At 51.1% G+C, this 25191-nt stretch carries 27 protein-coding genes and 1 pseudogene; 12 read left to right on the forward strand and 16 right to left on the reverse strand.

The features are described 5' to 3' along the window. Positions 1-35: 35 nt before the first annotated feature. Together uvrC and uvrY are read right to left on the reverse strand one after the other, a co-directional pair. Positions 36-1868, reverse strand: a complete 1833-nt coding sequence (gene uvrC / locus AAER43_RS14375; protein ID WP_057057819.1) for an excinuclease ABC subunit UvrC — start codon at positions 1866-1868, stop codon at positions 36-38. Further along, on the reverse strand, positions 1865-2521 hold the full coding sequence (gene uvrY / locus AAER43_RS14380; protein ID WP_023330806.1) for a UvrY/SirA/GacA family response regulator transcription factor: 657 nt from the start codon (positions 2519-2521) through the stop codon (positions 1865-1867). The genes uvrC and uvrY overlap by 4 nt, the downstream gene beginning before the upstream one ends. A gap of 464 nt (positions 2522-2985) precedes the next feature. Between uvrY and AAER43_RS14385 the strand changes: the two genes are divergently transcribed. Beyond that, positions 2986-3210 carry a DUF2594 family protein gene (locus AAER43_RS14385; RefSeq protein ID WP_014832453.1) on the forward strand — a complete coding sequence of 75 codons (225 nt, stop codon included), beginning with the start codon at positions 2986-2988 and terminating at the stop codon, positions 3208-3210. Positions 3211-3276: 66 nt separating this feature from the next. On the opposite strand, the gene sdiA is transcribed toward AAER43_RS14385, so the two are convergent. The 8 genes from sdiA to AAER43_RS14425 form a co-directional block, all read right to left on the reverse strand. After that, a complete protein-coding gene (gene sdiA / locus AAER43_RS14390; RefSeq protein WP_014884378.1) occupies positions 3277-3999 on the reverse strand; it encodes a transcriptional regulator SdiA in 723 nt (240 codons plus the stop codon). A 221-nt stretch (positions 4000-4220) separates the two neighbouring features. Beyond that, entirely contained in the window at positions 4221-4973 is a 753-nt protein-coding gene (gene tcyN, locus AAER43_RS14395; RefSeq protein WP_014884379.1) for an L-cystine ABC transporter ATP-binding protein TcyN, read from the reverse strand. Next, positions 4970-5638, reverse strand: coding sequence for a cystine ABC transporter permease (tcyL, locus tag AAER43_RS14400; protein WP_014884380.1), 669 nt, complete (start codon positions 5636-5638; stop codon positions 4970-4972). The genes tcyN and tcyL overlap by 4 nt, the downstream gene beginning before the upstream one ends. Positions 5639-5659: 21 nt before the next feature. Next, entirely contained in the window at positions 5660-6646 is a 987-nt protein-coding gene (gene dcyD / locus AAER43_RS14405; RefSeq protein WP_050862769.1) for a D-cysteine desulfhydrase, read from the reverse strand. Between the two features lie 106 nt (positions 6647-6752). Continuing rightward, on the reverse strand, positions 6753-7553 hold the full coding sequence (gene tcyJ, locus AAER43_RS14410) for a cystine ABC transporter substrate-binding protein (RefSeq protein ID WP_014884382.1): 801 nt from the start codon (positions 7551-7553) through the stop codon (positions 6753-6755). Between the two features lie 86 nt (positions 7554-7639). Continuing rightward, on the reverse strand, positions 7640-8191 hold the full coding sequence (gene fliZ, locus AAER43_RS14415; RefSeq protein WP_014884383.1) for a flagella biosynthesis regulatory protein FliZ: 552 nt from the start codon (positions 8189-8191) through the stop codon (positions 7640-7642). Positions 8192-8245: 54 nt separating this feature from the next. Continuing rightward, a complete protein-coding gene (locus AAER43_RS14420) occupies positions 8246-8965 on the reverse strand; it encodes an RNA polymerase sigma factor FliA (RefSeq protein ID WP_014170714.1) in 720 nt (239 codons plus the stop codon). A gap of 163 nt (positions 8966-9128) precedes the next feature. Continuing rightward, positions 9129-10463 (reverse strand): FliC/FljB family flagellin, encoded by a 1335-nt coding sequence (locus tag AAER43_RS14425; protein WP_050862768.1) that lies wholly within the window; start codon positions 10461-10463, stop codon positions 9129-9131. Positions 10464-10732: 269 nt separating this feature from the next. Between AAER43_RS14425 and fliD the strand changes: the two genes are divergently transcribed. From fliD to amyA, 4 genes are all read left to right on the forward strand, one after another. Beyond that, positions 10733-12145 carry a flagellar filament capping protein FliD gene (gene fliD / locus AAER43_RS14430; RefSeq protein ID WP_231069984.1) on the forward strand — a complete coding sequence of 471 codons (1413 nt, stop codon included), beginning with the start codon at positions 10733-10735 and terminating at the stop codon, positions 12143-12145. A 30-nt stretch (positions 12146-12175) separates the two neighbouring features. Further along, complete coding sequence (fliS, locus tag AAER43_RS14435; protein WP_014884387.1) at positions 12176-12586, forward strand: flagellar export chaperone FliS; 411 nt, start codon at positions 12176-12178, stop codon at positions 12584-12586. Next, positions 12586-12957: a flagella biosynthesis regulatory protein FliT gene (gene fliT, locus AAER43_RS14440; RefSeq protein WP_014884388.1), complete on the forward strand. Its 372-nt coding sequence runs from the start codon at positions 12586-12588 to the stop codon at positions 12955-12957. Before fliS ends, fliT begins: the two co-directional genes overlap by 1 nt. 97 nt (positions 12958-13054) lie before the next feature. Next, positions 13055-14542, forward strand: coding sequence for an alpha-amylase (gene amyA, locus AAER43_RS14445; protein ID WP_045135352.1), 1488 nt, complete (start codon positions 13055-13057; stop codon positions 14540-14542). A 93-nt stretch (positions 14543-14635) separates the two neighbouring features. Here amyA and yedD read toward each other — a convergent pair whose 3' ends face one another. The 4 genes from yedD to ltrA all read right to left on the reverse strand — a co-directional run bounded on the left by yedD (position 14636) and on the right by ltrA (position 17402). Beyond that, positions 14636-15049, reverse strand: coding sequence for a lipoprotein YedD (gene yedD, locus AAER43_RS14450; protein ID WP_014884390.1), 414 nt, complete (start codon positions 15047-15049; stop codon positions 14636-14638). Between the two features lie 229 nt (positions 15050-15278). Next, the gene (locus AAER43_RS14455) at positions 15279-15599 is read right to left on the reverse strand and encodes a hypothetical protein (protein WP_057057817.1); all 321 of its coding nucleotides are present in this window, start codon (positions 15597-15599) and stop codon (positions 15279-15281) included. Continuing rightward, positions 15599-15838, reverse strand: coding sequence for a hypothetical protein (locus AAER43_RS14460; protein ID WP_025760167.1), 240 nt, complete (start codon positions 15836-15838; stop codon positions 15599-15601). Before AAER43_RS14460 ends, AAER43_RS14455 begins: the two co-directional genes overlap by 1 nt. A 76-nt stretch (positions 15839-15914) precedes the next feature. Beyond that, positions 15915-17402: a group II intron reverse transcriptase/maturase gene (gene ltrA, locus AAER43_RS14465; RefSeq protein ID WP_342701978.1), complete on the reverse strand. Its 1488-nt coding sequence runs from the start codon at positions 17400-17402 to the stop codon at positions 15915-15917. Between the two features lie 458 nt (positions 17403-17860). On the opposite strand from ltrA, the gene AAER43_RS14470 reads away from it, so the two are divergent. From AAER43_RS14470 to AAER43_RS14480, 3 genes are read left to right on the forward strand one after another with little or no spacing between them, the layout of a single operon-like run. After that, complete coding sequence (locus tag AAER43_RS14470) at positions 17861-18223, forward strand: GtrA family protein (RefSeq protein WP_057057816.1); 363 nt, start codon at positions 17861-17863, stop codon at positions 18221-18223. Further along, positions 18220-19155 carry a glycosyltransferase family 2 protein gene (locus AAER43_RS14475; RefSeq protein ID WP_057057815.1) on the forward strand — a complete coding sequence of 312 codons (936 nt, stop codon included), beginning with the start codon at positions 18220-18222 and terminating at the stop codon, positions 19153-19155. Before AAER43_RS14470 ends, AAER43_RS14475 begins: the two co-directional genes overlap by 4 nt. Then, positions 19152-20660, forward strand: coding sequence for a hypothetical protein (locus tag AAER43_RS14480; protein WP_057057814.1), 1509 nt, complete (start codon positions 19152-19154; stop codon positions 20658-20660). Before AAER43_RS14475 ends, AAER43_RS14480 begins: the two co-directional genes overlap by 4 nt. A 38-nt stretch (positions 20661-20698) precedes the next feature. Here the strand turns inward: AAER43_RS14480 and AAER43_RS14485 are convergent, their stop codons facing one another. After that, entirely contained in the window at positions 20699-22663 is a 1965-nt protein-coding gene (locus AAER43_RS14485) for a hypothetical protein (RefSeq protein ID WP_057057813.1), read from the reverse strand. 133 nt (positions 22664-22796) lie between these two features. Beyond that, a pseudogene (locus tag AAER43_RS14490) lies at positions 22797-23702 on the reverse strand (phage tail protein); the annotation flags it as partial. A gap of 185 nt (positions 23703-23887) precedes the next feature. On the opposite strand from AAER43_RS14490, the gene AAER43_RS14495 reads away from it, so the two are divergent. The 4 genes from AAER43_RS14495 (at position 23888) to AAER43_RS14510 (ending at position 25166) form a co-directional block, all read left to right on the forward strand. Beyond that, positions 23888-24118, forward strand: a complete 231-nt coding sequence (locus AAER43_RS14495; RefSeq protein ID WP_126502143.1) for a hypothetical protein — start codon at positions 23888-23890, stop codon at positions 24116-24118. Between the two features lie 103 nt (positions 24119-24221). After that, a complete protein-coding gene (locus tag AAER43_RS14500) occupies positions 24222-24599 on the forward strand; it encodes a hypothetical protein (RefSeq protein WP_045281533.1) in 378 nt (125 codons plus the stop codon). A gap of 112 nt (positions 24600-24711) precedes the next feature. Further along, positions 24712-24912 carry a hypothetical protein gene (locus AAER43_RS14505; RefSeq protein ID WP_001752726.1) on the forward strand — a complete coding sequence of 67 codons (201 nt, stop codon included), beginning with the start codon at positions 24712-24714 and terminating at the stop codon, positions 24910-24912. 8 nt (positions 24913-24920) lie between these two features. After that, positions 24921-25166, forward strand: coding sequence for an excisionase family protein (locus tag AAER43_RS14510; protein ID WP_039266677.1), 246 nt, complete (start codon positions 24921-24923; stop codon positions 25164-25166). Positions 25167-25191 lie beyond the last annotated feature (25 nt).

Raw genomic sequence — 25191 nt, forward strand, 5'->3', positions numbered from 1 at the left:
TCAGTAAAATTTAGCTCTATGTTGCTACAGAGCCCTCAATGTTTCAACGAGTAGTAGATCTTTTCTGCCAGCCCTTGCGAAATACCCGGCACTTTTGCAATTTCCTCCATGCTGGCGTTGAGTAATCCTTGCAATCCGCCCATATACTTCAGCAGCATCTGGCGACGTTTCGGCCCGACGCCCTCAATAGTTTCCAGAGTACTGGTATTTTTCACCTTCGCCCGTTTTTTACGGTGCCCGCTGATAGCATGGTCGTGCGATTCATCGCGAATATGCTGGATGACATGCAGCGCCGGGGAGTCTGGCGGCAGACTAAAGCCCTCACCTTCCGGTTCGAAGAACAACGTCTCCAGACCCGCCTTACGATCGGCCCCTTTCGCCACACCTAACAGCAGCGGATGGTTTTTGTCCCACTCAACGTCGAGTGATTCAAATACCGCTTTCGCCTGGCCAAGCTGGCCTTTACCACCGTCAATCAGGATTACATCCGGGATCTTGCTCTCTTCAATCGCTTTACCGTAACGACGGCGCAGCAGCTGATTCATGGCGGCATAGTCGTCTCCCGGCGTAATGCCGGTGATGTTATAGCGTCGATACTCGGCGCGCAGCGGGCCATTAGCATCAAACACGACGCAGGATGCTACCGTCTGCTCACCCATCGTATGGCTGATATCGAAACACTCCATACGTTTCACTTCCGGCAACTTCAGGAGCGTTGCCAGCGCGGTTAACCGCTGGCTGACCGTCGATTGCTGAGACAATTTTGTGGTCAGCGCCGTCGCCGCATTGGTCCGCGCGAGCTTCAGATAACGCGCTCTGTCGCCGCGGGGTTTGGTTTGTACGTTGACCCGACGGCCCGCCAGCTCGGAAAGCGAATCGGCCAGCAGGGTTTTATCGTCAAGGTTGAAATCGAGCAGGATCTCCGAGGGGAGCGTGCGCATCTGGCTTCCCTGTAGATAGAACTGGCCGACAAAGGTTTCCACCACTTCCCCCAGCTCGGTGCCACCAGGCACTTTGGGGAAATAGCTGCGGCTGCCGAGTACTTTGCCCTGGCGGATAAACAGCACGTGAACACAGGCCATTCCGGCGTCAAAGGAGACGCCGATAACGTCGAGATCGTCACCGGTATTCGAGACAAACTGTTTCTCGGTGACCCGGCGCACCGCCTGAATTTGGTCACGGATCCGTGCGGCCTCTTCAAACTCAAGTGCGGCGCTGGCTTTTTCCATCCGCGCGATCAGCTGGGTTAACACCTGATCGTCTTTTCCGGCTAAGAACAGGCGTACATACTCCACCTGCTGGGCATACTCATCTTCACTGACCAGCCCGGCGACACAGGGGCCCAGGCAGCGACCAATCTGGTACTGCAGACACGGACGCGAGCGGTTACGGTAGACACTGTTTTCGCACTGACGAACCGGGAAGATTTTTTGCAGCAGTGCGAGCGTCTCCCGCACGGCATAGCCATTCGGGAAAGGACCAAAATATTCCCCCTTCGCGTGTTTTGCACCACGGTGCATCGCCAGACGCGGATGGGTATCGCCACTCAGGAAGATAAAGGGATAGGATTTATCGTCCCGCAACAGCACGTTATAGCGCGGCTGATAGAGCTTTATATAATTGTGCTCAAGCAGCAGGGCTTCGGTTTCGGTATGCGTGACGGTGACATCAATATTATGAATGAGAGAGACCAGCGCTTCAGTCTTACGGGAGGCAAGGTTGCTGCGAAAATAGCTGGAAAGGCGTTTTTTAAGGTCTTTCGCCTTCCCCACATAGATAACCGTACCGCCAGCGTCATACATCCGATAGACGCCAGGCTGGCTGGTTACCGTTTTCAGAAATGCTTTTGAATCGAACACATCACTCACTGACTTAACAACGTCTCCGCATTACATAAACCATGTCGGATGGCCAGATGAGTCAGTTCAACATCACCATGAATGTTCAGTTTACTGAACATTCGATAACGATAGCTGTTCACCGTTTTCGGGCTGAGGTTCAGCTGTTCCGAGATCTCATTTACCTTCTGACCTTTCGTGATCATCAGCATAATCTGCAATTCGCGCTCAGACAAACTGGCAAACGGGGACTCGTTTTTCTCGGGTTCGATCTGGCTCAAAGCCATCTGTTGCGCAATGTCAGAGGCGATGTAACGCTGCCCGGCAAACACGGAGCGGATGGCATTGACGACCTCCTGCGGAGCGGCACCTTTGCTCAGGTAACCGGCCGCACCCGCCTGCATCACTTTCGCAGGCAGTGGATTTTCAGTATGCACGGTCAGCATGATGACTTTGGTATCTACGAAGGTACGCGCAATTTTGCGCGTTGCCTCAAGGCCACCGATGCCGGGCATGTTCATATCCATCAGCACCACATCGGCGGAGTTTGTGCGGCACCATTTTACGGCATCTTCCCCACAGCACACCTCTCCGGCAACTTTAATCCCTTTTATATCTTCAAGAATGCGTCGTATCCCTGCGCGCACCAGTTCGTGGTCATCAACAAGAAGGACGTTGATCAAAGGAAATGTCTCCAGAATAGGGATAACGCTACTGAGTGATAATTTGGTTTATATTAACGGTTTTCCTCACAAGATTAAAACGTTAAAAAATCGGCTATTCGATTTTGCTCTCGTTTTTGGAAATTAGCCTGTACAGTCCGTGGAAAGAGAGTCCTTGCCATCAGGGCTTTTGCGCTTTTTTTTAAGCATCCGTATTCAAAAAGTTACAAAAACCTTGCTCCTTTTCCTCGGGGAAAACAGTTTTCAGATTTTTGTAACAATAATTAACGGTAAGCAAACCACTCATAAACAATTAATAGTCATACCAGGGCATCAGTCTACCGCCTGGCGGAGTTTACGCAAATAAACAGCGCAGTAAAAGTACGAAAAACAACCGCTGCATTTTTTGCTACAGCTTGTGGTATACTCCGCCGCCTTGACTTTCGTCGTCGCGCTTTAGCGCCGTTTAATAATGAGGAAAATAAATGAGCACACCTGAATTTGCCACTGCGGAGAATAACCAGGAACTGGCACAGGAAGTAAACTGCCTGAAAGCACTGCTGACGCTGATGCTGCAGGCGATGGGCCAGGCTGATGCTGGTCGTGTGATCATTAAAATGGAAAAGCAAATCGCGCAGATGGAAGACCAGGCGGAATCGGCTGTATTTGCAAACACCGTTAAGCAAATTAAACAAGCGTACCGCCAGTAACAAAAAACGGCTGGATGCACTGCATTCAGCCGTCCGCTCGTCTGTCACGCAGAACGTACTCTCTAATCAGATCAGTCCCGTTGCCGCCGCGTAACAAGCAATCTGGGTTTTGTTGGGTGCATTGAATTTTTTCTGCATATTCTTCTGATGGAAGTTAACCGTATTCTCTGAAATGGAGAGAATGATCGCTATTTCCGCTGACGTCTTCCCTTCCGCAGTCCATTTCAGAATTTCCCGCTCACGCTTGCTGAATTTCATCTCTGGCGGCATCACCATCCCATCTTCAAAACGCAACAGCGTGGTTAATGCCATTTGCACCAGCATTTGCAACCGTAGTTCTATTTCTTCCTGCCTGTACGGCACATCCTGCACACTCGTACGGGAAACCGAGAGGAAACCGAGCGCGTGATTAGGCAGCATCAGACACTGCGTTATTCCCGTGCGTAAACCGTGATCCTGTGCGTTATGCCATAACTCCTGCGCATCCGCGAATAATGCGTCCGTCCAGGGAAGATGACCCTGAATGAAATTCTCCGGCTTTAAAACCGGATCAATCGCGAAATAGTTCGCGGATTGATATTGCGCCATCCACTGCTTTGGATAAGTGGTTTGCAACGAGACCTTGGGTCGCGTAAATGGCACGGGATGGCGCACGCAGAGCGCGTAATAATCGAATTCAAGCGCCTGCGTTTGTCGCTGAAGTTCCTGATATACCTCGTCGGCACAGGTCAATTCCTGAAACCGGAGGAAGCAATCCCGTCGCCAGGTGAAAAAGTCTGAATCCTTCATACTTACTAAAAGAAGCCTCTGAAAAGATAATCATTATTATGGTGAATATAACCTAACACATAAAACTTATTTCTAACCACAAAATATCGGCAATAACACAATTAACTTTACTATTGATAAGGCTTATCTGCGTCGGGTGGAATAAAAAAGCAGACGCCCGGGGCAACAGGGAGAATAATTTGCTCCAGAAAAGATTTCCGGAGCAAATAAGGACAAAAATGCTACTGCATGAGGAATTTTTCAAGGAACTGACGGGTTCGCGGCTGTTGAGGATCCGCAAATAAACTTTTCGCCGGCCCCTGCTCCACAATCCGCCCCTGGTCCATGAAAATGGCCCTGTCCGCCACGTCACGAGCAAAGCTCATTTCATGGGTCACGATGACCATCGTGCGCTTTTCCTGCGCCAGCTGGCGAATGGTGTTCAGCACTTCGCCCACCAGCTCGGGGTCGAGCGCGGAGGTCGGTTCATCAAACAGGATCACGTCAGGGCGCATCGCCAGCGCACGCGCTATCGCCACGCGCTGCTGCTGGCCTCCTGACAGGCGGCGCGGATAGCTGGTCTCTTTGCCTGCCAGCCCAACTTTAGCGAGCAGCTCGCGGGCACGCGCCGTCGCGTCCTCTTTTGGCTCACCTTTTACGATGACCGGCCCTTCAATAATGTTTTCCAGTACCGTGCGGTGCGGAAAAAGATTGAAGTTCTGGAACACAAAGCCAACATGCTGACGCAGACGGCGAATTAATCCTTTCTGCTGGCTGATGGATTTACCGGTATCAATCGTAATCTCCCCGACCCGGATGGTGCCCCCTTCCGGTTGTTCAAGCAGGTTAATACTGCGCAGCAGCGTCGTTTTTCCCGACCCGCTCGGCCCGATAATAGCCACCACTTCGCCCTGCTCCACTTCCAGATCGATCCCGTGGAGCACCGTTTGACCATGGAATTTTTTCACCAGGTTTTTAACGTCGATAGCACTCATTTTGGATCACGCTCCTGGCGGTTAAGCTGGTTTTCAAAATAGTTTTGCAGAGCAGACAACACCGTTGCCATCACCCAGTAAATCAGCGAGGCAGCCAGATACATGGTGAAGACTTCAAGGGTGCGCGAGGTAATAAGCTGCGCCTGACGGAACAATTCAGGCACCTGAATCGTTGCGGCCAGGGAGGTATCTTTGACCAGGCTGATGAAGCTGTTGCTCAGCGGCGGAAGCGCCACACGCGCAGCCTGTGGCAAAATAGCGCGACGCAATGTTTGCCACGGCGTCATCCCGATACTGGCCGCCGCTTCCCACTGACCTTTATCAATGGACGAGATTGCCGCGCGCAGGGTTTCAGAGGTATAGGCCGCCGTATTGAGCGACAGGCCAATCATCGCCGCCGGGATCGGATCCAGCTCGATACCGAATTGCGGTAAACCGTAGTAGATCATAAAGAGCTGAGCAATGAGTGGCGTACCGCGAAACACGGAGATATAGAAGCGCGCCAGCCAGCGTACCGGCAGAATGGGCGACATACGCATTAAAGCCAGCACGAAGCCCAGCACGAGGCCGAAGAACATCCCGCCAATACTCAGCTGGAGCGTAAATACCGCACCTTTCAGCAGATACGGCAGTGAATCAATAACCAGTTGTATACTTTCTTGCATTATTATTTTTCGACCTGATTTTTAGACATGAGGATGATAAGCAAACAGCGCGGGCGCCCCGCCGGTGTGCACAAATAAAATCGGCCCTTCATCCTTAAAGCGTTTCTGCGTAATGCCATCTATAAGCCCGGCCATCGCTTTACCCGTATAGACCGGATCAAGCAGTATACCCTCAAGGCGCGCCAGCAGTTTAACCGCCTCCATCCCCTCTTCATTAGGCGTGCCGTAGCCCGGCGCAAAATAGTCATCCCAGAGCAGAATATCGGCTTTTGCCTTAAGCGCCAGTTGCTCTGCCACCGCCTGCTGTAACGTGAATACTTTCGGCTTCTGATCCGCAACGCTGCGGGACACCGTTACGCCTATCAGTTCCACCTCGGGCATCAGCTGCTCCAGCCCCACCGCCAGCCCGGCGTGCGTGCCTGCACTGCCAGACGCGACAACCACGGAGGAGAGGCTCACCGCCCCCTCACACTGCTGCGCGATCTCCAGCGCACTTTCCACATAACCCAGCGCGCCCAGCGCATTCGAACCGCCGACAGGGATAACATAAGGACGAAAACCCTGCGCTTCGAGGCGCGTAGCCAGTTCGTCGAGCTGGGCAGTCGGGTCGGTCAACGCATCGACCATCTCCACCTGCACATTAAACAGATCCAGCAGCAGACGATTACCGTTGGTGAGATAATTTTCTGCCCGCGTGCCAATCGGGTTTTCCAGCAGTGCCACGCAATGGAGACCAAGCTTCGCCGCGACTGCCGCCGTCTGACGAACGTGGTTGGACTGGATTGCCCCGGCGGTGATGAGCGTGTCCGCCCCTTCACGCAGAGCATCCGCGGCCAGAAACTCCAGCTTACGCAGCTTGTTGCCCCCCATCGCCATCGGCGTCACGTCATCGCGCTTAATGAAAATATCGCGTCCTACGTAATCAGAAAATCGCGGCAGATACTCCAGCGGAGTCGGCGCGCCGATAAACTCCAGGCGGGGAAAGCGCGTTAAATTCTGTAGTGACATGGGTTCTCCGGTAACTCAGACAAAATGTGATATTTTTCATTATGCACGCAGACGCGTAAGAAATAAAAAAGGCGCTTTTAAAAGCGCCTTTTTTCACGTCAAAGACTTATTTGGTGACGTCTGCGCCGAACCACTTCTCAGAGAGCGCCTTCAGGCTGCCGTCTTTTTGCATATCAGCAATCGCAGCGTCGATCGCTTTCACCAGGTCTTCGTTACCTTTACGGACCGCAACACCGGATTCCTGACGAGAGAACGCATCACCGGCAACCGCCAGGGTGTTGTTGGTTTTCTTCACCAGATCCAGCGCGGCCAGGCGGTCAACCAGAATGGCGTCAATACGACCTACGCGCAGATCCTGGTATTTCGTCGGGTCATCATCATAGGTACGGATGTCCACGCCCTGAACGTTCTGGCGCAGCCACTCTTCGTAGTTAGTGCCCAGGCCGACACCCACTTTTTTACCTTTCAGGTCGGCCGCGGTTTTGATGGTGCCTTCGTTACCTTTCTTCACCAGCGCCTGAATACCGGACACGGTGTACGGCGTGGAGAAGTCATACTTCTTCTTACGCTCGTCAGAAATGGTCACCTGGTTAATCACCACGTCAATGCGTTTGGAATCCAGCGATGCCAGCATACCGTCCCATTTGGTCGGTTTCAGGGAGGCTTTCACGCCGAGGTGTTTTGCCAGTTCTTCGGCAAATTCCACTTCAAAACCGGTCAGTTTGCCGTCGTCGCCCTGGAAGCTGAACGGAGGATAGGTTCCTTCCAGCCCAACCAGCAGCGTTCCGCGCTCTTTTACTTTGTTCAGCAGATTTTCTGCAGCGAACGTTTTCACGCTCATACCCGCAACCAGCGCCACGGCCATAACGCCCATCAACGCCTGACGACCCAGAAGTGCTAATTTCATAAATACCCCGATAGCGTAGAATTTTTACGTAGTGTAGAGAAATCGCCTGCGACGTCAAAGGCGACTGCGCTACATCTTATTCTTTTTTAATATATATCAGAAGTTGTTCCGGCGTGGCCTTTCTGCTTCATCGCGCCCGGCATTTGTACCTTATATTGCGCATACTTGCGCAGCGCAATACGGTAGTTGTTGGTGCTGGTGGCAGGCAGCCACGGCTCCAGATTCTCATCCAGATAACCGGTTTTTAGCAGATCGCGAGAGATGTTGTTAACGGTCAGATGCTGTCCAAGGCGGCGCAGGCGAACCACATATTCGCGCACGGTGCCGTGGCTCATCTCCGTTTGTTCAAACAGGAATTGTTTGAAGCCGATAATGTCGAAGAAGTCGCTTTGCTCTTTGCAGTGGAGATCGCCACAGAAACGGCAAAGCGCCACCCACTCTTTCTGCTCTTCGAGCCACGCCGCTTCGTCCATCAACGTGTCGAGGCGAGAGATCGCGATTTTATTCACGATCTCGCCACGGCGAACCAGCGTGATACGATCGAGTAGTTTCTTACAGTGGGCGCAATGCGTCTGGCTGTGTTTAAAGTCTTTCAGGTAGCGGCTTAAAGGCCGTCTTTTTGATTGCTGCACCGTCATGATAACTCCTGGTTGTCAATACGTTGTGCGGCATTTTTCGGGTGAAAAAATCACCTATAACTTACCCAGCTTGGTTCGTAAGCGTTTAATGGCCTGGCTGTGCAACTGGCTCACCCGCGACTCCCCCACCTCCAGAACAGCGCCAATCTCTTTGAGATTAAGCTCTTCCTGGTAATAAAGGGTCAACACCAGCTGTTCGCGTTCAGGCAGCGCTTCAATCGCTTCCATTACGCGCTGGCGTAAATTCCCTTCCATTAAATGGTGTAACGGGTTTTCCTGCTGGTGTTCATCCGTCACCAGCTCGATGCTATCGCCATGCTCTTCGCGCCACTCGTCATAAGAGAAGAGTTGGCTATTATTGGTATCGAGCAACATCTGACGATACTCTTCAACAGCAATGCCAAGACGTTCCGCCACTTCGGTTTCCGTTGCGTTGCGTCCCAGTTCCTGTTCCAGCTGCCCCATCGCATGCGCCACTTCGCGCGCGTTGCGGCGAACACTTCGCGGCACCCAGTCACGGCTGCGCAGTTCGTCCAGCATCGCACCACGAATACGCTGAACTGCGTAAGTCGTAAATGCCGTTCCTTGCAGAGCGTCGTATCGGTCAACTGCATTCAATAACCCGATACCGCCCGCCTGTAGCAGATCGTCAAGTTCCACGCTCGCCGGCAAGCGCACCTGGAGGCGCAATGCTTCGTGACGCACCAGCGGGACATAACGCTGCCACAGCGAGTGTTTATCCATTACACCTTCAGCGGTATAGAGTGAATTCACGATAAACAGCCCTGCGTTAATTGAGTTATCGGCATGATTATCCGATTCTGCAGGGGTTTCAATTGGGTGAATAGTGGGTGAAATGAGGGGTTATTTGGGGGGTTATGCGAATAGCGCTAAATAAAAAACCCCGCCGAAGCGGGGTTTAAGCATTATCAGGCGATTAGCCCTGCAGCAGAGACAGAACCTGCTGAGGAACCTGGTTAGCTTTGGACAGCACGGAGTTACCGGCCTGCTGGATGATCTGCGCTTTAGACATATTGGACACTTCGGTCGCATAGTCGGCGTCCTGAATACGGGACTGCGCTTCAGACAGGTTGGTGGTGGTGTTGTTCAAGTTGGTTACCGCAGAGCTCAGACGGTTCTGTACCGCACCCAGAGAAGAACGGAATTTATCAACAGACGCGATAGCTTTGTCCAGCAGTGCCAGTGGATCAACTGTAGCGGAGCCTGAGAAAGTATCTGTGGCAGTAACAGTTGCAGCACCTCGGGTGCCAGAGCTCAGTTCAATGGCAGTAGTATCAACTCCAGTAGTCGGCGCTGTCGCATCGTTAGAGTTAGCCAGAACATCAGCACCTGTGGCGCCAGCCTGGTAATTTTTACCCTGAATAGTGACATAACCAACAACTGCAGTGGTACCATCAGTGTTAGTTTTCGTACCGACTTTAATTAATTGCGCGGTTTGAGAAGCGCCATCAGCCACAATACCATTTGCCGCATCACCATAAGTAACATCCGTGGTGTTAAGGGCAACTTTACCAGCATCTGCGCCCGCGTTATCTACTGAAACAGAGTAAGAATCATTCCCGGACTGAACAACATACTGGTTAGTGCCTTTAATATTGTGCAGAGTCAGTGAATCTTTAGAAACACCAAGTTTGTCAGCAACAGCAGACAAGTCAACATCTTTCATTACACCAGTATCATTAGCAACCTGAGTTACTGCTGCGCCAACATCAAGTGCACCTTTAGAAACAGAGAAGCCGTTCAGACCCAGAGTAGAAGAATCGATCTGCTGCAGGTCGATGGAGATAGTCTGGCCGTCGTTCGCACCAACCTGAATCTTCATGGAACCGTCTTTAGCCAGTACGTTCACGCCGTTGAACTGAGTCTGACCCGATACGCGGTCGATTTCAGACAGACGGGATTTGATTTCGTCCTGGATTGAAGACAGGTCAGAATCAGAGTTAGTACCGGTGGTCGCCTGAACGGTCAGTTCACGAACACGCTGCAGGTTGTTGTTGATTTCAGACAGCGCGCCTTCAGTGGTCTGCGCCAGAGAGATACCGTCGTTTGCGTTACGTGCAGCCTGAGTCAGACCTTTGATGTTAGAGGTGAAGCGGTTAGCGATAGCCTGGCCCGCAGCGTCATCTTTTGCGCTGTTGATACGCAGACCGGAAGACAGACGCTCGATAGAAGAAGACAGAGCAGACTGGTTCTTGTTGATGTTGTTCTGAGTGATCAGCGAGAGGCTGTTGGTATTAATGACTTGTGCCATGATTTCGATTCCTGTTGTTCATCAAATCTGTTTGGTTAGATTTGGGTTTCCACCCTTCGGCTTCATCGCCGTCAAAGGTGTTATCGTCTGGTCCAAAACAACCTTTAGATTTTTTTTCAGGATCTCGATAATTTTTTTAGCCACGGAAATACTCTTCTCTATTACCGTTATTCCCGCCATTAAAAAAAAGAAATTAACCGTAAACTTTCCCCCATTAAGGCCGATAACCCCACTATTCGTTCTACGTGTCGATAGATTAAGGAATAAATATGGCAAGTATTTCATCATTGGGGATTGGTTCGGGTCTTCAGTTAGCAGACATTCTGGATAGTCTGACCAAGGCCGAAAAAGAGCAGCTGACACCGATTTCCAAACAACAGTCATCTTATACCGCCAAGCTGAGCGCTTACGGCACGTTGAAGAGTTCACTGGAAGCGTTTCAGACCGCCAACACCGCGCTGAATAAAGCCGACTTGTTTACGGCCACCAGCACGGCGAGCAGCACCACGGCATTCAGCGCCACCACCTCCGGCAGCGCGATTGCGGGTAAATACACCGTTAGCGTGTCGCAGCTGGCGCAGGCGCAAACGCTGACCACCAAAAATACCCAGGCGGATACTAAAACCGCTATCGCCACGACAGATAGCAAAATTACCTTTACCGCAGGCAACGGTAAAAAACCGGTGACGGTAGATATCAGCGCGGCCAACTCCTCGCTGAACGGCATTCGTGATGCCATTAACAAAGCGGATGCCGGTGTCACCGCCAGTATTATTAACGTCGGTAATGGTCAGTATCGTCTGTCCATCACCTCTACCGAAACCGGGGCGGACAACGCGGTCAGCATCAGCGTGAGCGGCGACAGCGCTCTGCAATCCTTTATGGGTTATAACGGCACCAGCACCGACGCCAGCAACGGGATGACGGAAAGCGTCACCGCGCAGAACACGAAGCTGAAGGTGAACAACGTAGATATCGAAAACAGCAGCAACACCATCAGCGATGCGCTGGAAGATATCACCCTGAACCTGAACGATGTCACCACCGGCAACCAGACGCTGACGATCACCAAAGATACGTCGAAAGCGGAAACGGCAATGAAAGCCTGGGTGGATGCCTACAACACCCTTCAGGACAGCTTTGCAACATTAACCAAATATACGGCGGTGGATGCAGGTACAGATGCACAGGATGCCAGCAACGGTGCCCTGCTCGGTGACAGCACGCTGCGTACGATCCAGACCCAGCTGAAAACCATGCTGAGCAACACCGTAGGCGGCACCACCTATAAGACGCTGTCGTCACTGGGCATTACCTCAGACCCAAGCTCAGGCAAACTGGAGCTGGACAGCACGAAGCTGAAAAAAGCGCTAACTGATAACCCGACCGCCGTAAAAGATCTGGTTGTGGGCGACGGTAAAGCCACCGGTATCACCACCACCATGGCCACCAATCTGACTGACTGGCTCTCCAGCAAAGGGATTATCCAGGCGGCAAAAGATGGGGTCAGCAAAACGCTGAACAAGCTGACGGATCAATACAACTCAGTCAGCGATCGTATTGATGCTCGTGTGGCACAGTATAAAGCTCAGTTTACCCAGCTGGACGTACTGATGACCTCATTGAACAACACCAGTAGCTACCTGACGCAGCAGTTTGAAAATACGTCCAGCAACAAGTAGTAAACGCTAATCAGACCCGAGGGGGATAACATGTACGGCGCAAAAGGTACACAAGCCTACGCAAAAATAGAGGTTGAAAGCGCGGTAATGAGCGCCAGCCAGCAACAGCTGGTTATCATGCTATTTGATGGAGCCCTCAGCGCGCTGGTTCGCGCGCGTCTGTTCCTGCAAGACGGCAATATCCCGGCAAAGGGACTCGCGATTTCGAAAGCGATCAACATTATCGAGAACGGTCTGAAGGTCGGCCTGGTGGAAAGTAATGGTGATGAGCTCACACAAAACCTGATCGCCCTTTATGCCTATATGGTTCGTCGCCTCCTGCACGCCAATGTGAATAACGACGCCAGCGCCATCGAAGAGGTGGAAACATTGCTGCGCAATATCGCTGACGGGTGGAAGGAGGTTGCCGGTACCCCACAACTGATGCAGGACGCCGTCTAATGAGTAATGCACCGCAGCTCTATACCCTTTATCAGCAACTCCTTGAGCAGAGCCAGTTGATGTTGCGACTGGCCCGGCAGGGGCTATGGGATGATCTGATCATCTGTGAAACCGACTATGTTAATGCGGTGCACTCACTGGCTCGTCTCACTCAGGAAAGTGAACCTTCGATGCAGATTCAGGAGCAGCTTCGCCCGACGCTGCGGGTGATCCTGGACAACGAAGGCCAGGTAAAAACATTGCTGCAAGCCAGAATGGATGAGCTGGCGAAGCTGGTTGGGCAATCCTCCATCCAGAAAACCGTTCTCTCCACCTACGGTAATCAAGGCGGCCATGTCCTGGTTCCGCAAAGTAATAGCGATATCAGTTAGCCATTTTACTGGCGTACGAGCATTAACCGTTTCGTACGCCAGCATTTCTGCCAAACCTGCGCCATACTTGAGTCTCGCGACCTCATGGAGATGGTGCATGCGCAACCCAACACTTTTACAATGTTTTCACTGGTATTACCCTGCTGGCGGTGAATTGTGGCGCGAAGTCACGGCGTTAGCCCCTAATCTTAATGAAATCGGCATCAATATGATCTGGCTTCCCCCCGCGTATAAAGGTGCGTCCGGCGGGTATTCGGTTGGCTATGACTCATACGATCTGTTCGATCTCGGCGAATTTGACCAGAAAGGCAGTATTGCCACGAAATACGGTGACAAAGCGCAGTTGCTGGAGGCCATTGAGGCGCTGAAAAGCAATGATATCGCCGTGCTGCTGGACGTCGTGGTGAACCACAAGATGGGGGCAGACGAGAAAGAACCTGTCCGCGTTCAGCGCGTGAACGAGCAGGACCGCACGCAAATTGATGATGAAATCATTGAGTGTGAAGCCTGGACCCGCTATACCTTCCCTGCCCGGGCCGGGCAATATTCCCAATTCGTCTGGGATTACAAATGCTTCAGCGGCGTGGACCATATTGAAAACCCGGATGAAGACGGCATTTTTAAAATCGTCAACGACTACACCGGCGAAGGCTGGAACGATCAGGTTGATGATGAGATGGGTAACTTCGATTATCTGATGGGCGAGAATATTGATTTTCGCAATCACGCGGTCACCGAAGAGATCAAATACTGGGCCCGCTGGGTCATGGAACAGACGGGCTGCAACGGTTTTCGTCTGGATGCCGTCAAGCATATTCCCGCCTGGTTTTATAAAGAGTGGATTGAGCACGTCCAGGATGTCGCTGACCAGCCGCTGTTTATTGTGGCGGAATACTGGTCCCATGAGGTGGATAAGCTGCAGGCCTATATTGACCAGGTCGACGGTAAAACCATGCTCTTTGATGCTCCCCTGCAGATGAAATTCCACGAAGCTTCTCGTCAGGGACGGGATTATGACATGAGCCAGATCTTCACCGGTACGCTGGTGGAGGCGGATCCGTTCCATGCGGTCACTCTCGTCGCTAACCACGACACCCAACCTTTGCAGGCGCTGGAAGCACCGGTAGAAGCCTGGTTTAAACCGCTGGCGTATGCGTTGATCCTGCTGCGGGAAAACGGCGTGCCGAGCGTGTTTTATCCGGATCTCTTCGGGGCGAGCTATGACGATACGGGTGGAGATGGCGAGACCTACCACATCGACATGCCGGTCATTGAGCAGCTTCATGAACTGATCCTCGCCCGGCAGCGTTTTGCCCACGGCGTGCAGACCCTGTTTTTTGACCATCCTAACTGCATCGCCTTCAGCCGCAGCGGTACGGAAGACGATCCCGGCTGTGTGGTAGTGATGTCGAACGGCGACGACGGCGAGAAAGTGATTTGTCTTGGGGAAAATTACGGCGACAAAACGTGGCGTGATTTCCTCGGCAATCGCGAAGAAACGGTCACCACCGCGGCAGATGGCGAAGGCACCTTTACCTGTAATGGAGGGAGTGTCAGCGTTTGGGTAATAGAAGATGCGCTGTAGAAACAATGCCGGGTGGCGCTGACGCTTACCCGGCTTACGGGACGGTACTTTTGTAGGCCGGGCCAGGCGAAGCCGCCACCCGGCAACAAACGGCTACGGTAGTTTACTCTCCAGCGGGTTTTTGCTCAGGTAATCAGTACATTCCACCGTTGGGCGGTCAACCTTCTGCAACTCCATCCCGTCATACTCAAGCGTCGCGCCATCACGCTCCAGCGGATAGATATCCAGCTTGCGGGTAACGTTGTAGTAGCTGTCTGAACGCAGCATGATTTTACCCGGCACGGCAATCACGCGCTGCCACTGTCGGCAGTCCAGCGTATCGCCCTCTTCGGTCACCACCAGCGTGGCAATCGCTTCAGGACTGACCAGGCTACTCTGCGGTCCTTTTGACTGCCAGTATCCCGCCAGATGCGCCGGGACAGGATGCTTGATCACATCCTGATAGTTATCGACCTGTACGCACCCGGTCAGTGCCAGCAGCGCGCCAGCAATTGCTATTTTTTTCATCATCTTTCCTGCTTTCGAAGAAAAAAATATTGTGGCATTAAAGCGCTGCGGCTGCCAGCGAAGATAAAGGGCTTAAACCTGCATCCCCATCACATGAGCATACATTTTTCATAATCGACAAAGATCGTCCAAGAGCGCACCAAATAACAGATGGTTATAGTCGTCGAAAACATCAGTCGTCTAAGTTCATCTTAGAGCGAGTGCTGTTTTGTGTCCCATCCATGCCCCATTACACCACCGGATAGTCATCTTCCCTTACTCGGTTGATGAAGAACGTCGCCACTCCTAACACCTCCACATCTGCAAGCGCAGCACCTTCTATTGCCTCGCCATCATCTGTAATGAGCGCCTTGCCCATCAGCCTGGCAAACTGCGTGCGCCCATCGCTAAGAATCAGGAGGACATCCCCTTCGCAGGTTTTCACGCACGGCTCGATAACCGCAAAGCCAATATCTGTCTCAAGCACTCTGCTATCCGCTCCAATGTTACACAGCACAACAGGTGAGAGCTGTTGCTCAACGTAATCTGACGCCGGTGAAGGAAAGCCCATTATTGTACCCTCCCCATGTTACGCAGGATCCAGTATCGGTTATCGCTGTGGTCTGTTGTCTTATCCACAAAGTCTTGCTGGTAACGTTCTATCCATGCATTGGCATCTGACCGGGTAAAGTGCCAGTTGTACTCACGCAGCTTCTCGATGAAGCTCTCGGTCCGAAGGTACTGGTAGCCCTTTGGGTTTAACTGTATGGCCGCAATAAAGGCGGTCTTTATGTCTGCTGTGCGTGGCATATTTACCCCTACATCAGTGTCGCGGTAGGGATACCCGTTACCGGATACCCCCCGCACAGATCCCGGCGTGCGCGATTTACGCACCGGGCTCCTGCCTCGGGTGTCTGGCGGTGAACCGCTCCACAGGCCATGGATGAAGAACCCGAACCCTTGGTAGCCATGCGGCTGCCAGTTTGTTTGCTTTCGTCCAGGTCGTATCATCCTTCTGGCTCCTGCGCCTGAGCGCCCGGCGCCAGAGGTTTGTTACGTGTGTCCTGAACTTCTGCATGGTGGGGAAGTTGCCCGGTACCGAGTGATAGTTCAGGTATCCCTGAACCACTCTCCTGAGCCATTTTCCCTGTTCGGGGATTGAGTAATGCCAGCGCCTTCGCAGACCGTCTTTGATGGCTTTCAGAGTTGCCGTCATCCGATCCCGGCGGGTCTTTCGTATCAGCATGAACCTGCCGTTGCGATCTTTCCCGCTGATGTGCGTGAACCCGAGGAAGTTGAACGTTTCTGGTTTGCCTTTTCCCCTGATGGCACGGTTTTCGGCAGCGAAGCGGCCGAACTCCATCAGACGGGTTTTCTCCGGGTGAACCGTGAGTCCGAACTCCCTCAGTCTGCGCTGCATGGCTATACGGAAGCGCCGGGCATCGTATCGTTTGTCGAACCCGATGACGATGTCATCGGCGTATCTGACCATTACCACATTGCCTGTGGCATAGCGACGTCGCCACTGATGCGCCCACAGATCGAAGATGTAGTGGAGGTATATGTTTGCCAGCAGCGGTGAGATGACCGCACCCTGTGGGGTGCCTTCCTCCGTTGCTCGCCATTGACCCTCCTCCGACGTCCCGGCTGTGAGCCACTTACGTATGAGCCTGATTACCCTCCGGTCGCCGATCCGATGCTCTGTGAACCTGATCAGCCATTCGTGGCTCACCCTGTCGAAGAACTGACTGATGTCGGCATCCAGTACCCAGTTTACGTTAGTGCGTACCAGCCCTGTGGCCAGTGCGTCCAGTGCATCGTGCTGGTTTCGCCCGGGTCTGAACCCGTATGAGAACCCCATAAAGTCGTTTTCATAGACTGCGTTCAGGATTTTCACCAGCGCATACTGGACGATCTTGTCCTCCAGCGAGGCGATGCCGAGCGGGCGTTGTTTTCCATCCGCTTTTGGGATGTAGTGACGCCTGCCGGGCTGCGCCCTGTAGCTGCCCTGATGTAGCCTCCGGTGCAGATCTGTTATGTTGTTCTTCATGTTTCCGGCGTAGTCCATCCACCTGATGCCATCCACTCCGGCGGCCGCTTTCCTGCTCAGGGAGAGGAATGCGGCTTCCAGTGCTTCGACTGTCAGCAGGTGGAACAATGCTGTAAACCGTTCTTTCTTCCGCTGCTTCGCAGCTTCCCGCACGCGTGACAGCCTCTGTGACATGCTTTCCCGGCTCTGTGTCCGGCGCATGTGTGGCTGTTCCGCGTTCCCCTTGGCCCCGCTCCTTCGCTCCACTGACTCCGCTCCTTTCGGGTTGTTCGCCTGCTTCGCCGCTACTATGAGCGAGTCCGACTTCTCCTCTCCGTACATCACCGGCTATGACTCCTCGTCTTCCCGGTGCGGGCCATCTCCGACACTGGCAGATGGTCAGAGGGGAGATCTCCCGGTTCCCGCGTAGAGATCGTATTGACATGCCAGGGTCTCAGACCCCGCCGGGTCCATGTGGCACTCGCAGTATCGCACCCTATGATGTTGCCTTCCGTTAACAGTACAACGTCGGCACCCGGTAATTTAATATACATTTCGTGGCTCAATGGCTGGCCTGTCAACACCCCTGTCAACGCTTCGCCCCATACCTCGCGGTATGCAACGCATGACTCGGGGACCTTGTGGATTGCTGGTCCTTCAATGGTCGGGGACTTTCACCCCTTGATCTCTACCGGTCTCCCGGCGCACACTGTTTATATATACAGTATCGTCAAACATGAGGGTCGATCAAGTCGCTGGCTGGTGCTAAACTTCAGACCTTTCCGAATTCACTGATTTCTATAATGTTAAAGTTATTCGCCAGGTACACATCGATAGGTGTTATCAACACACTCATTCATTGGGTGGTGTTCGCCATATGCATCTACGCATTTCATACAGGTCAGGCGCTTGGCAACTTTGCCGGGTTCGTTGTCGCTGTATCGTTCAGCTTCTTCGCCAATGCCAGATTCACATTTAAGTCATCAACCACGACCATGCGCTACATGCTGTATGTCGGGTTTATGGGCACGCTGAGCGCTGCGGTGGGCTGGGCGGCAGATAAATCAGGCATGGCACCTGTTATCACGTTAATCGTATTCTCCGCAATCAGCCTTGTTTGCGGTTTCATCTATTCAAAGTTCATTGTCTTTAGGGATGCGAAATGAAAATTTCTCTGGTCGTTCCGGTGTTTAATGAAGAGGAAGCAATACCAATCTTCTATAAAACCGTGCGCGAGTTTGAAGGGCTAAAGCAGCATGAAGTCGAAATTGTCTTCATCAACGACGGCAGCAAAGACGCTACAGAATCCATCATTAACGCACTTGCTATCGCTGACCAGCTCGTGGTTCCTCTGTCATTCACCCGAAACTTTGGTAAAGAGCCTGCGCTATTCGCTGGCCTTGACCATGCCTCCGGTGAAGCGATTATCCCGATTGATGTAGATTTGCAGGACCCTATCGAAGTCATTCCGCACCTCATAGAGAAGTGGCAGTCTGGCGCAGATATGGTTCTGGCTAAGCGCTCTGATAGGTCAACCGACAGCCGACTAAAACGTAAATCTGCCGAGTGGTTCTATAAGCTACACAATAAAATCAGTAATCCAAAGATTGAAGAAAACGTAGGTGATTTTCGCCTGATGTCTCGTGAGGTCGTGGAGAACATAAAGCTCATGCCGGAACGCAACCTGTTCATGAAAGGCATATTAAGCTGGGTTGGTGGCAGGACCGATGTTGTCGAGTATGCACGCGCAGAACGAGTGGCAGGTAGCACGAAATTCAATGGCTGGAAACTTTGGAACCTTGCGCTTGAAGGGATTACCAGCTTCTCTACTTTCCCGCTGCGCATGTGGACTTATATTGGCTTGTTCGTTGCCGGCGTGGCCTTCTTGTACGGCGCGTGGATGATTATTGACACCCTTGCTTTCGGTAATGCTGTGCGCGGTTATCCATCGCTGTTGGTTTCGATACTTTTCCTTGGCGGGATACAGCTTATAGGGGTTGGCGTGCTAGGAGAGTACATTGGCAGGATATATGTGGAAGTTAAATCAAGACCGAGATACATATTGAAAGGGAATAGAAATGTTGGTGGCAGAAAATGAGTAATATTACCGTACGGGCATCAAAAATAGCTTTAATTACGCTATCTATATGTGTGATTGTTTTCCTGACTTCACGATATTTCTCACCAAATGCAGACTATGCCAACAGCTCATTGGTTTGGCGCATGATTATGCAGAACGGATACCAGGCGCTGTTTGACTGGAGGCCGACTCCAGATAGCTGGTTTTTCACCGTGTATCCGCTGCATTTCCTGCTGTTCTATATCTTAGGCAATGACGGCATTATGCCATTGACCATAGCAACGGCAATGTATACTGTGGTATTAACTTTCACTACAGCCAATATAGTCAAAAAATGCACAGATTCAGATGTGTACTGGGCCATTACAGTGATAGTTCTGACTGCCATGCCAGAGATAATGTACCTTGCTGGGTTTGTTGGGCACCCTTTCGCTCACAACTCCACCAATGCTTTTGGTATGTGTATGCTTGCACTAATGGCTTACAACATTAGCAAAAGAAGCTTACTGATAACGGGTTTTGTTGGCCTGACGCTAATATTTACAAATGCTTCTGATATGTGGATTTCTCCTACATATTTCTTGCCTATTATACTAAGCGAATTGTATATGGCATTGAAAAGCAGAAGTGGTTATGCTCATGTTGCAATACTAACTGTATCTTTGGTTTTATCAGTAACACATGTTGTTTCCATACTCATGGGTTTCCCTATACAGAAGTTCAATATAGTTCCTGTTGAGAAGATGATTGAAAATGTAATAATTGCAATCAATCTTGTTGGAGAGACTCTTAACATTCTGATAGTTCCAAACAGTTATGCGTTTTATGCTTCGTTTTTCATAACAGCGTCTATAGCTACGTGGGCTTTTGTAGTCACATTCAAGAAGGGCGGAATTCAGCGATACATTGGCATTGCTACCTACATGTCACTAATGGGCATAGTGTCATCATTCATTATCAGCAATGTTTCCTTGCCACCCGGTCCGCCTAGATTTTTTGTTAACGTCATTCCTGCCTTTGCTGTGCTTGTTTTATTAGCGGCGTTTCTGGCAGTTAGATCTGCCTGGGTGTTTAAGTTGACTATTGCTCTACTTGTAATAACAAGCATTAACTCATACAAAGGGCCCATTGACTACAAGAATAGATACGTTGTCGAGATTCTTAACCATATTGATTTCCTGAAATCTCATGATTTACGTTACGGATATGGTGACTTCTGGAAGATGTCTCAGACTGTAAACCTGCTGTCTGAGGGAGACATAACTGTTATCCCACTCCACATGGAGAATAACACGGTTTTCCATGATAAATATGTAAGGGTTCAGACATTTAAGTCGTGGTATACGGACGAGTTTCGATCAAAGACACCTACAAGGCAGTTCATAGCTATCACCAAAGGCCATGAGTGTACAGATGTTGGTGAGTGTGTGACAAACGCACAGAATCAGGTCGGGAAAGCTGATGAGATACTGAATTACAATGGGTACACGTTCCTTGTGTATAACAGAAGAATAACGTTCTGAGTGCAAATTAACGGGCGGTAAATAACCGCCCATTTTTATCAGGAGAACACAACTGTTCCCCAATCTGTCCCGTTAACGTTACCGCTACCTGTAGTTATCCTGTAGAAGCCATAAAATTTATTGGTGGTGGATGGGTTTGCATAGTATACAAAATCTCCTTGCTTCCATGTACCATTCGATGGAACACCATTTGCTGTGGTCAGGAACGGCATCTTGCCTTCCTTGGTAAGGTATTGCCCTGCAGCACCTAGTATTACGTCAAATGTCGGCCAGTCAGTGAAGATGGAGTCATAAAGCACATTATCTCCACTAAATGTAATTGCCGACGTTCCTGGAGTATATTGTATCGCTCTTGATATATTGGTTGTTTTTGGGCATCTCAACTTAATGCGGTTACCGTTTTGAACTAAAGAACCAACATTATTAAGATCTCTAAACCACAGGCCTATCATGTTACCGCCTGCAATCCAATCATCAAAGTCTAGATCCATGTCGCATCTATACTGACCGCCGGTAATAACTCCAGCGTTTGATATTTTTCTTCCGTAAAATGTGAATTTACAGTCATAGTTAGTACTTTGCGTACCTAGCAAGGCCACTGTAACGCAGTTTATTACCCTAACCGTCATGGAGCCGTTTGTGTTGCCTTCTGCTGCAACCGAGCTATCTATACCGCTAGAAATACATTCTCCGTTTATAGAGGATTGATCAGTACCGTACATCCTTATTTTCTGCCCGTTTCGCACTAATGCTTTCAAGACATGGCAGTTTTGGATTTTTTTGGGATTGGCTGTCCAATCAGTAACCAAGTAAACACCACCAGCCCCGACCGAAGATGCATATTCAATAACGAAATCTCTAACCAAGCATCCAGGAAGATTGTTAGGTTCAACATCCAACCCACCAGGCTGTTGAAAACCACCAACAACACCACCAATGTTTTCTGAAATGAAAGATTTTATATTTCCCCTATTACATGAAACAATTGAAATTAGATTTCTTCCATCAATTGATGAATTCCTACCTAAAACTGTACCAATATTTATATTCGTTGCGTTTTGTGCAGAAGAGCTTGTCTGATCTTCTGAGTTTATATATAGTCCATCCCCCCTTATTTCATCGCATTTAAAATATGGGATTGATAAATTAGTAGAACCATATATAGCAACGTTAAAGATATGTTCCCTATTGTACTGAAGTGTTCTATTACCGTCACCACGATAGTAAAGAGTAAGATCATTTACCGTCTTGGTGAGAATTAAACCTATAAATCCACCATATCCGGGCGTGTTAGTGCCGGTGGTGTCTGGCTTCAGCAGGTGCTTGCCTTTGAAGTAAATGGTTGTTCCTTCCCATCCAGTACCAGAAAGCACGACACCGGCGAACATGTAGGTTCCTGAGTCAAAGACAATGAACTTGCCTTTGTTGGCGTTCAGGAAGGTTGAAACCTGAGTGGATACGTCAGATCCGTCGTTGTGAATTCCGGCGTCCGCTGTCGCAAACACCATATTTTTTCTGCGATTGTTTAATTCGGCACCAACAGTATTGGCAGGATATGAAACTGTCGCATCATACCCAGATAATCCCGCACCAGATGGTTTTGCCAGGTCTTTCCTCAGCACATCTGCTACATCGACAGGCTGCCACTTTCCGGGGCCAGTGCCACCAGCAGATGATGGCGTTGAACCTGCTGGAACAGTTTTTGGAAGCGACGAAAGGTCATCCCATCGATACCAAATCCCGGTTGATGTGTCCTGTAAAAGGTCACCGGCAGCCGTCACCGTTCCGCCCCCCTGGAATGTACCTTTAAGGTTCCATCCAAGGTTATAGATCTGCTGCAGAACAAGCTGTTTCAGCCCTTCAATCGTATAATGCTGTACACCAAAGCGATCGACATACCACTGTGAAAATGACGTAACGAACTCGTCAATTTTACCAGCGTTAAACTTCAGATCGCGCGGTGATTCGCTTGGGACAGGCAAATTGGTAGGTTGCGTAGCCATATTGATTCCATAAAAAAACCCGGCGCAGTGGCCGGGTTGGGATTGTCGGGAAAAGTCTTATTGGTAGATGGCGTCGCTGTATTCCGCGACGGTCAGAGATACCGTGTTATCAGCGTTCGGTTTGATGCTGTTGAACAACGTTTGTCCGGATATTGATGCTGTGGATCTCTTCGACTTTCAACAGAGACGCGTCGCTGGAGTTATCCGTGCGCTGGAAGCTGACCGCGTATTTACCAAAGCCGCCGGACGGTGTGATTTTGTCTGTGCGGTAGAACACCTCACTTGTTGAGTCATGCGGTGTCGTCTGCCGGTATGTGAAAGTCTGCTGGGTGCCTGGCACCTGGTTATAATCGTCGTCGATTTTCCAGATGACTACCTTCCAGTTCGTTTCCTTATTTCCTCCAAGGCTAGACTGGGTATGCAGCCACAACTGCGTTGACTCGACAGGAGAGAAGAACGGTCCGACGATCAGAGCCTCGTTGTCATTGAGGATGAACTTCGTGGTGTTTATCGTCGCGTTAGACGGGATATCCTGTGGACCATCAAGCTGGTTCATCGTGAAGGTGTACCAGCGAACCGGGTTAACCACCGCGCCGTCGTTTGTTTCGACAGCGGAGATCAGCGTGCCGGAGAATGTTGCATCCTTCGTTACACTGCCAGATGCGGTGTTGTACGTCACGTTTATCGTGAAGGTAACTGCATGCGGAAGTACGAGCCCCATGAAGTAATCGAACTCGGCCTGTTTAATGATTTTCATCGCAATCTGGCCGCCGGAATACGTTCCGCTGACCACTGTTGTTGCGGTGGCTGTTTCGATAGGGAAGTCGCTGGCTTCGTTCTGCCCCGGAACCTCCTGACCGTCAACGTCATCAAACCCGTAGCCTTCGACGATCTGCGGGATTACTTCGCCAGGCTGGAAGAACTGGAATTCGGCACCAGCAAGAGAGCCCAGGCTTGATTCTGAGTAGCGCACAGACTCGTAATCGTATTTGCCGATCCCGATGCACATCCATTCCGTTACGTACTTCAGGCCGCCGTCGGTAGACGTCTGGTGAACGTATTCGAATACATCCGCAACGGTCGCACCTGCATCGCCAGCATAGGCCGCTTTCAGCATGAATTCGAGCCGCTGACCAAAGCACAGGCTGAGCGGATCGCCGAAGAAATCGAAACAGCAGAGCACATTAAATCGCTGCGCGCCCGGCGTGCGGCGTAAGGAGAACTATGAGCACCATTCATGACATCCGAAACCAGCTATCAACTCTGGTCACCGAGGCGCACAAGGTTGCATGCGCCCTCGATATAGGTGACGAGCGAACCGAGGCTTTCGAGCTATACGAAGCGCTTCGTCGACTTCAGCGGCAGGGCGCCGCCGGAGAGATTCTCTCAGCAACCAACCCACTTCTCGCCTCGCCATATTACGACGAGGACTGGGACGAAGATGAAGACGATTGACGCAACTGATAGCCAGTTATGAGCTGGCTATTGGGTGCGAAAGCACTGCCACGTAATCCATTTTGCCCGGCCCCGCGTCGGGCTTCTTTTTACAGGTGACAAAATGAAAAAAGGTTTACTGCTACTGGCTGTTCTGGCGTTGTCTGCGTGTGATGTGAATGACGCGGATGTGGCCAGTCGTAACGTCAGCAAAGCCGCGGACAATTTCGAAGCTCAGCGTCGCTTTGTTTTTTATAACGGCATCACCGGCGAATTCATGCTGGAGATCACAGGACTTTGCTCCAAAGACAACACCAGCACCGATCGTACCCTGGGCGTCATCTGCAAGACCGGACCAGGCGTCTACAAAAAGCACATGCTCGGCCTGTCGGATAACGTGACCTGGTTCATGGAAGATCTTAGCGGCACGAACGCCAGCGTGAACCACTATCGCGTCACCTTCAAACCTTCCGTAATCATCCCTGACATCGACATCCGCTAACCACGTTACAGCAGGAGCGCCCTATGCAATCAAACCCCATGACCTGGCTCATCGCCGCACTTATGGCGCTGGGCGCTCTCATCTCATTTCTTCACGAACCGGAAGGTGTGCAATGGCTGCTTTTAATGTGGGTGCATTAGTCCAGAAGAAGACCGGCGGGATCAGAGGAAGAATAGAAAGCCTGCTGGAGCCGGAAAACGATAAGGCCCGGGTTTATGTCGCTTGGGATGGCGGCACTTATCAGATTCATTACGAATACGAACTTCGCGCGGCCACACCAGACCAGCCGCAATTTTATAAAACGATGTCATAGGAGCGATCATGAGCGAAATTATTCAAATCGTGCCAAGTGAGTGGGTGACAGAAGACCTGCTTGTGAAAATGACAGGGCTCCGCCCGGGAACGATAGCGCGGGCCCGTAAAAAAAGCTGGCTCTGCGGCAGGGAGTACGTCCATATGTCTCCTGACAGCGTCCCAAAGGAAAACAGCGAGTGCTTATATAACCACAAGGCGATCGACCAATGGGTTGAGAGTCTCAAAAAGAAACAGCCAGGTGCGCGCCAATGAGGATCCGTTTATGCTTAGCGGGCTC

The organism is Enterobacter sp. FUJ80071 (assembly GCF_038739915.1).
GTDB classification, from domain to species: domain Bacteria; phylum Pseudomonadota; class Gammaproteobacteria; order Enterobacterales; family Enterobacteriaceae; genus Enterobacter; species Enterobacter kobei.

Excerpts from the sequence above, each read along its gene's own strand:
- fliD (WP_231069984.1), top strand. The coding sequence starts at position 10,733 with ATGGCAAGTATTTCATCATTGGGGATTGGTTCGGGTCTTCAGTTAGCA.
- AAER43_RS14455 (WP_057057817.1), bottom strand. The coding sequence starts at position 15,599 with ATGGGCTTTCCTTCACCGGCGTCAGATTACGTTGAGCAACAGCTCTCA.
- AAER43_RS14385 (WP_014832453.1), top strand. The coding sequence starts at position 2,986 with ATGAGCACACCTGAATTTGCCACTGCGGAGAATAACCAGGAACTGGCA.
- amyA (WP_045135352.1), top strand. The coding sequence starts at position 13,055 with ATGCGCAACCCAACACTTTTACAATGTTTTCACTGGTATTACCCTGCT.
- AAER43_RS14425 (WP_050862768.1), bottom strand. The coding sequence starts at position 10,463 with ATGGCACAAGTCATTAATACCAACAGCCTCTCGCTGATCACTCAGAAC.
- AAER43_RS14510 (WP_039266677.1), top strand. The coding sequence starts at position 24,921 with ATGAGCGAAATTATTCAAATCGTGCCAAGTGAGTGGGTGACAGAAGAC.
- tcyN (WP_014884379.1), bottom strand. The coding sequence starts at position 4,973 with ATGAGTGCTATCGACGTTAAAAACCTGGTGAAAAAATTCCATGGTCAA.
- dcyD (WP_050862769.1), bottom strand. The coding sequence starts at position 6,646 with ATGTCACTACAGAATTTAACGCGCTTTCCCCGCCTGGAGTTTATCGGC.
- tcyJ (WP_014884382.1), bottom strand. The coding sequence starts at position 7,553 with ATGAAATTAGCACTTCTGGGTCGTCAGGCGTTGATGGGCGTTATGGCC.
- fliZ (WP_014884383.1), bottom strand. The coding sequence starts at position 8,191 with ATGACGGTGCAGCAATCAAAAAGACGGCCTTTAAGCCGCTACCTGAAA.
- AAER43_RS14495 (WP_126502143.1), top strand. The coding sequence starts at position 23,888 with ATGAGCACCATTCATGACATCCGAAACCAGCTATCAACTCTGGTCACC.
- AAER43_RS14470 (WP_057057816.1), top strand. The coding sequence starts at position 17,861 with ATGTTAAAGTTATTCGCCAGGTACACATCGATAGGTGTTATCAACACA.
- AAER43_RS14460 (WP_025760167.1), bottom strand. The coding sequence starts at position 15,838 with ATGCCACGCACAGCAGACATAAAGACCGCCTTTATTGCGGCCATACAG.
- yedD (WP_014884390.1), bottom strand. The coding sequence starts at position 15,049 with ATGAAAAAAATAGCAATTGCTGGCGCGCTGCTGGCACTGACCGGGTGC.
- AAER43_RS14485 (WP_057057813.1), bottom strand. The coding sequence starts at position 22,663 with ATGGCTACGCAACCTACCAATTTGCCTGTCCCAAGCGAATCACCGCGC.
- sdiA (WP_014884378.1), bottom strand. The coding sequence starts at position 3,999 with ATGAAGGATTCAGACTTTTTCACCTGGCGACGGGATTGCTTCCTCCGG.
- AAER43_RS14475 (WP_057057815.1), top strand. The coding sequence starts at position 18,220 with ATGAAAATTTCTCTGGTCGTTCCGGTGTTTAATGAAGAGGAAGCAATA.
- AAER43_RS14500 (WP_045281533.1), top strand. The coding sequence starts at position 24,222 with ATGAAAAAAGGTTTACTGCTACTGGCTGTTCTGGCGTTGTCTGCGTGT.
- fliS (WP_014884387.1), top strand. The coding sequence starts at position 12,176 with ATGTACGGCGCAAAAGGTACACAAGCCTACGCAAAAATAGAGGTTGAA.
- fliT (WP_014884388.1), top strand. The coding sequence starts at position 12,586 with ATGAGTAATGCACCGCAGCTCTATACCCTTTATCAGCAACTCCTTGAG.
- AAER43_RS14480 (WP_057057814.1), top strand. The coding sequence starts at position 19,152 with ATGAGTAATATTACCGTACGGGCATCAAAAATAGCTTTAATTACGCTA.
- AAER43_RS14505 (WP_001752726.1), top strand. The coding sequence starts at position 24,712 with ATGGCTGCTTTTAATGTGGGTGCATTAGTCCAGAAGAAGACCGGCGGG.
- tcyL (WP_014884380.1), bottom strand. The coding sequence starts at position 5,638 with ATGCAAGAAAGTATACAACTGGTTATTGATTCACTGCCGTATCTGCTG.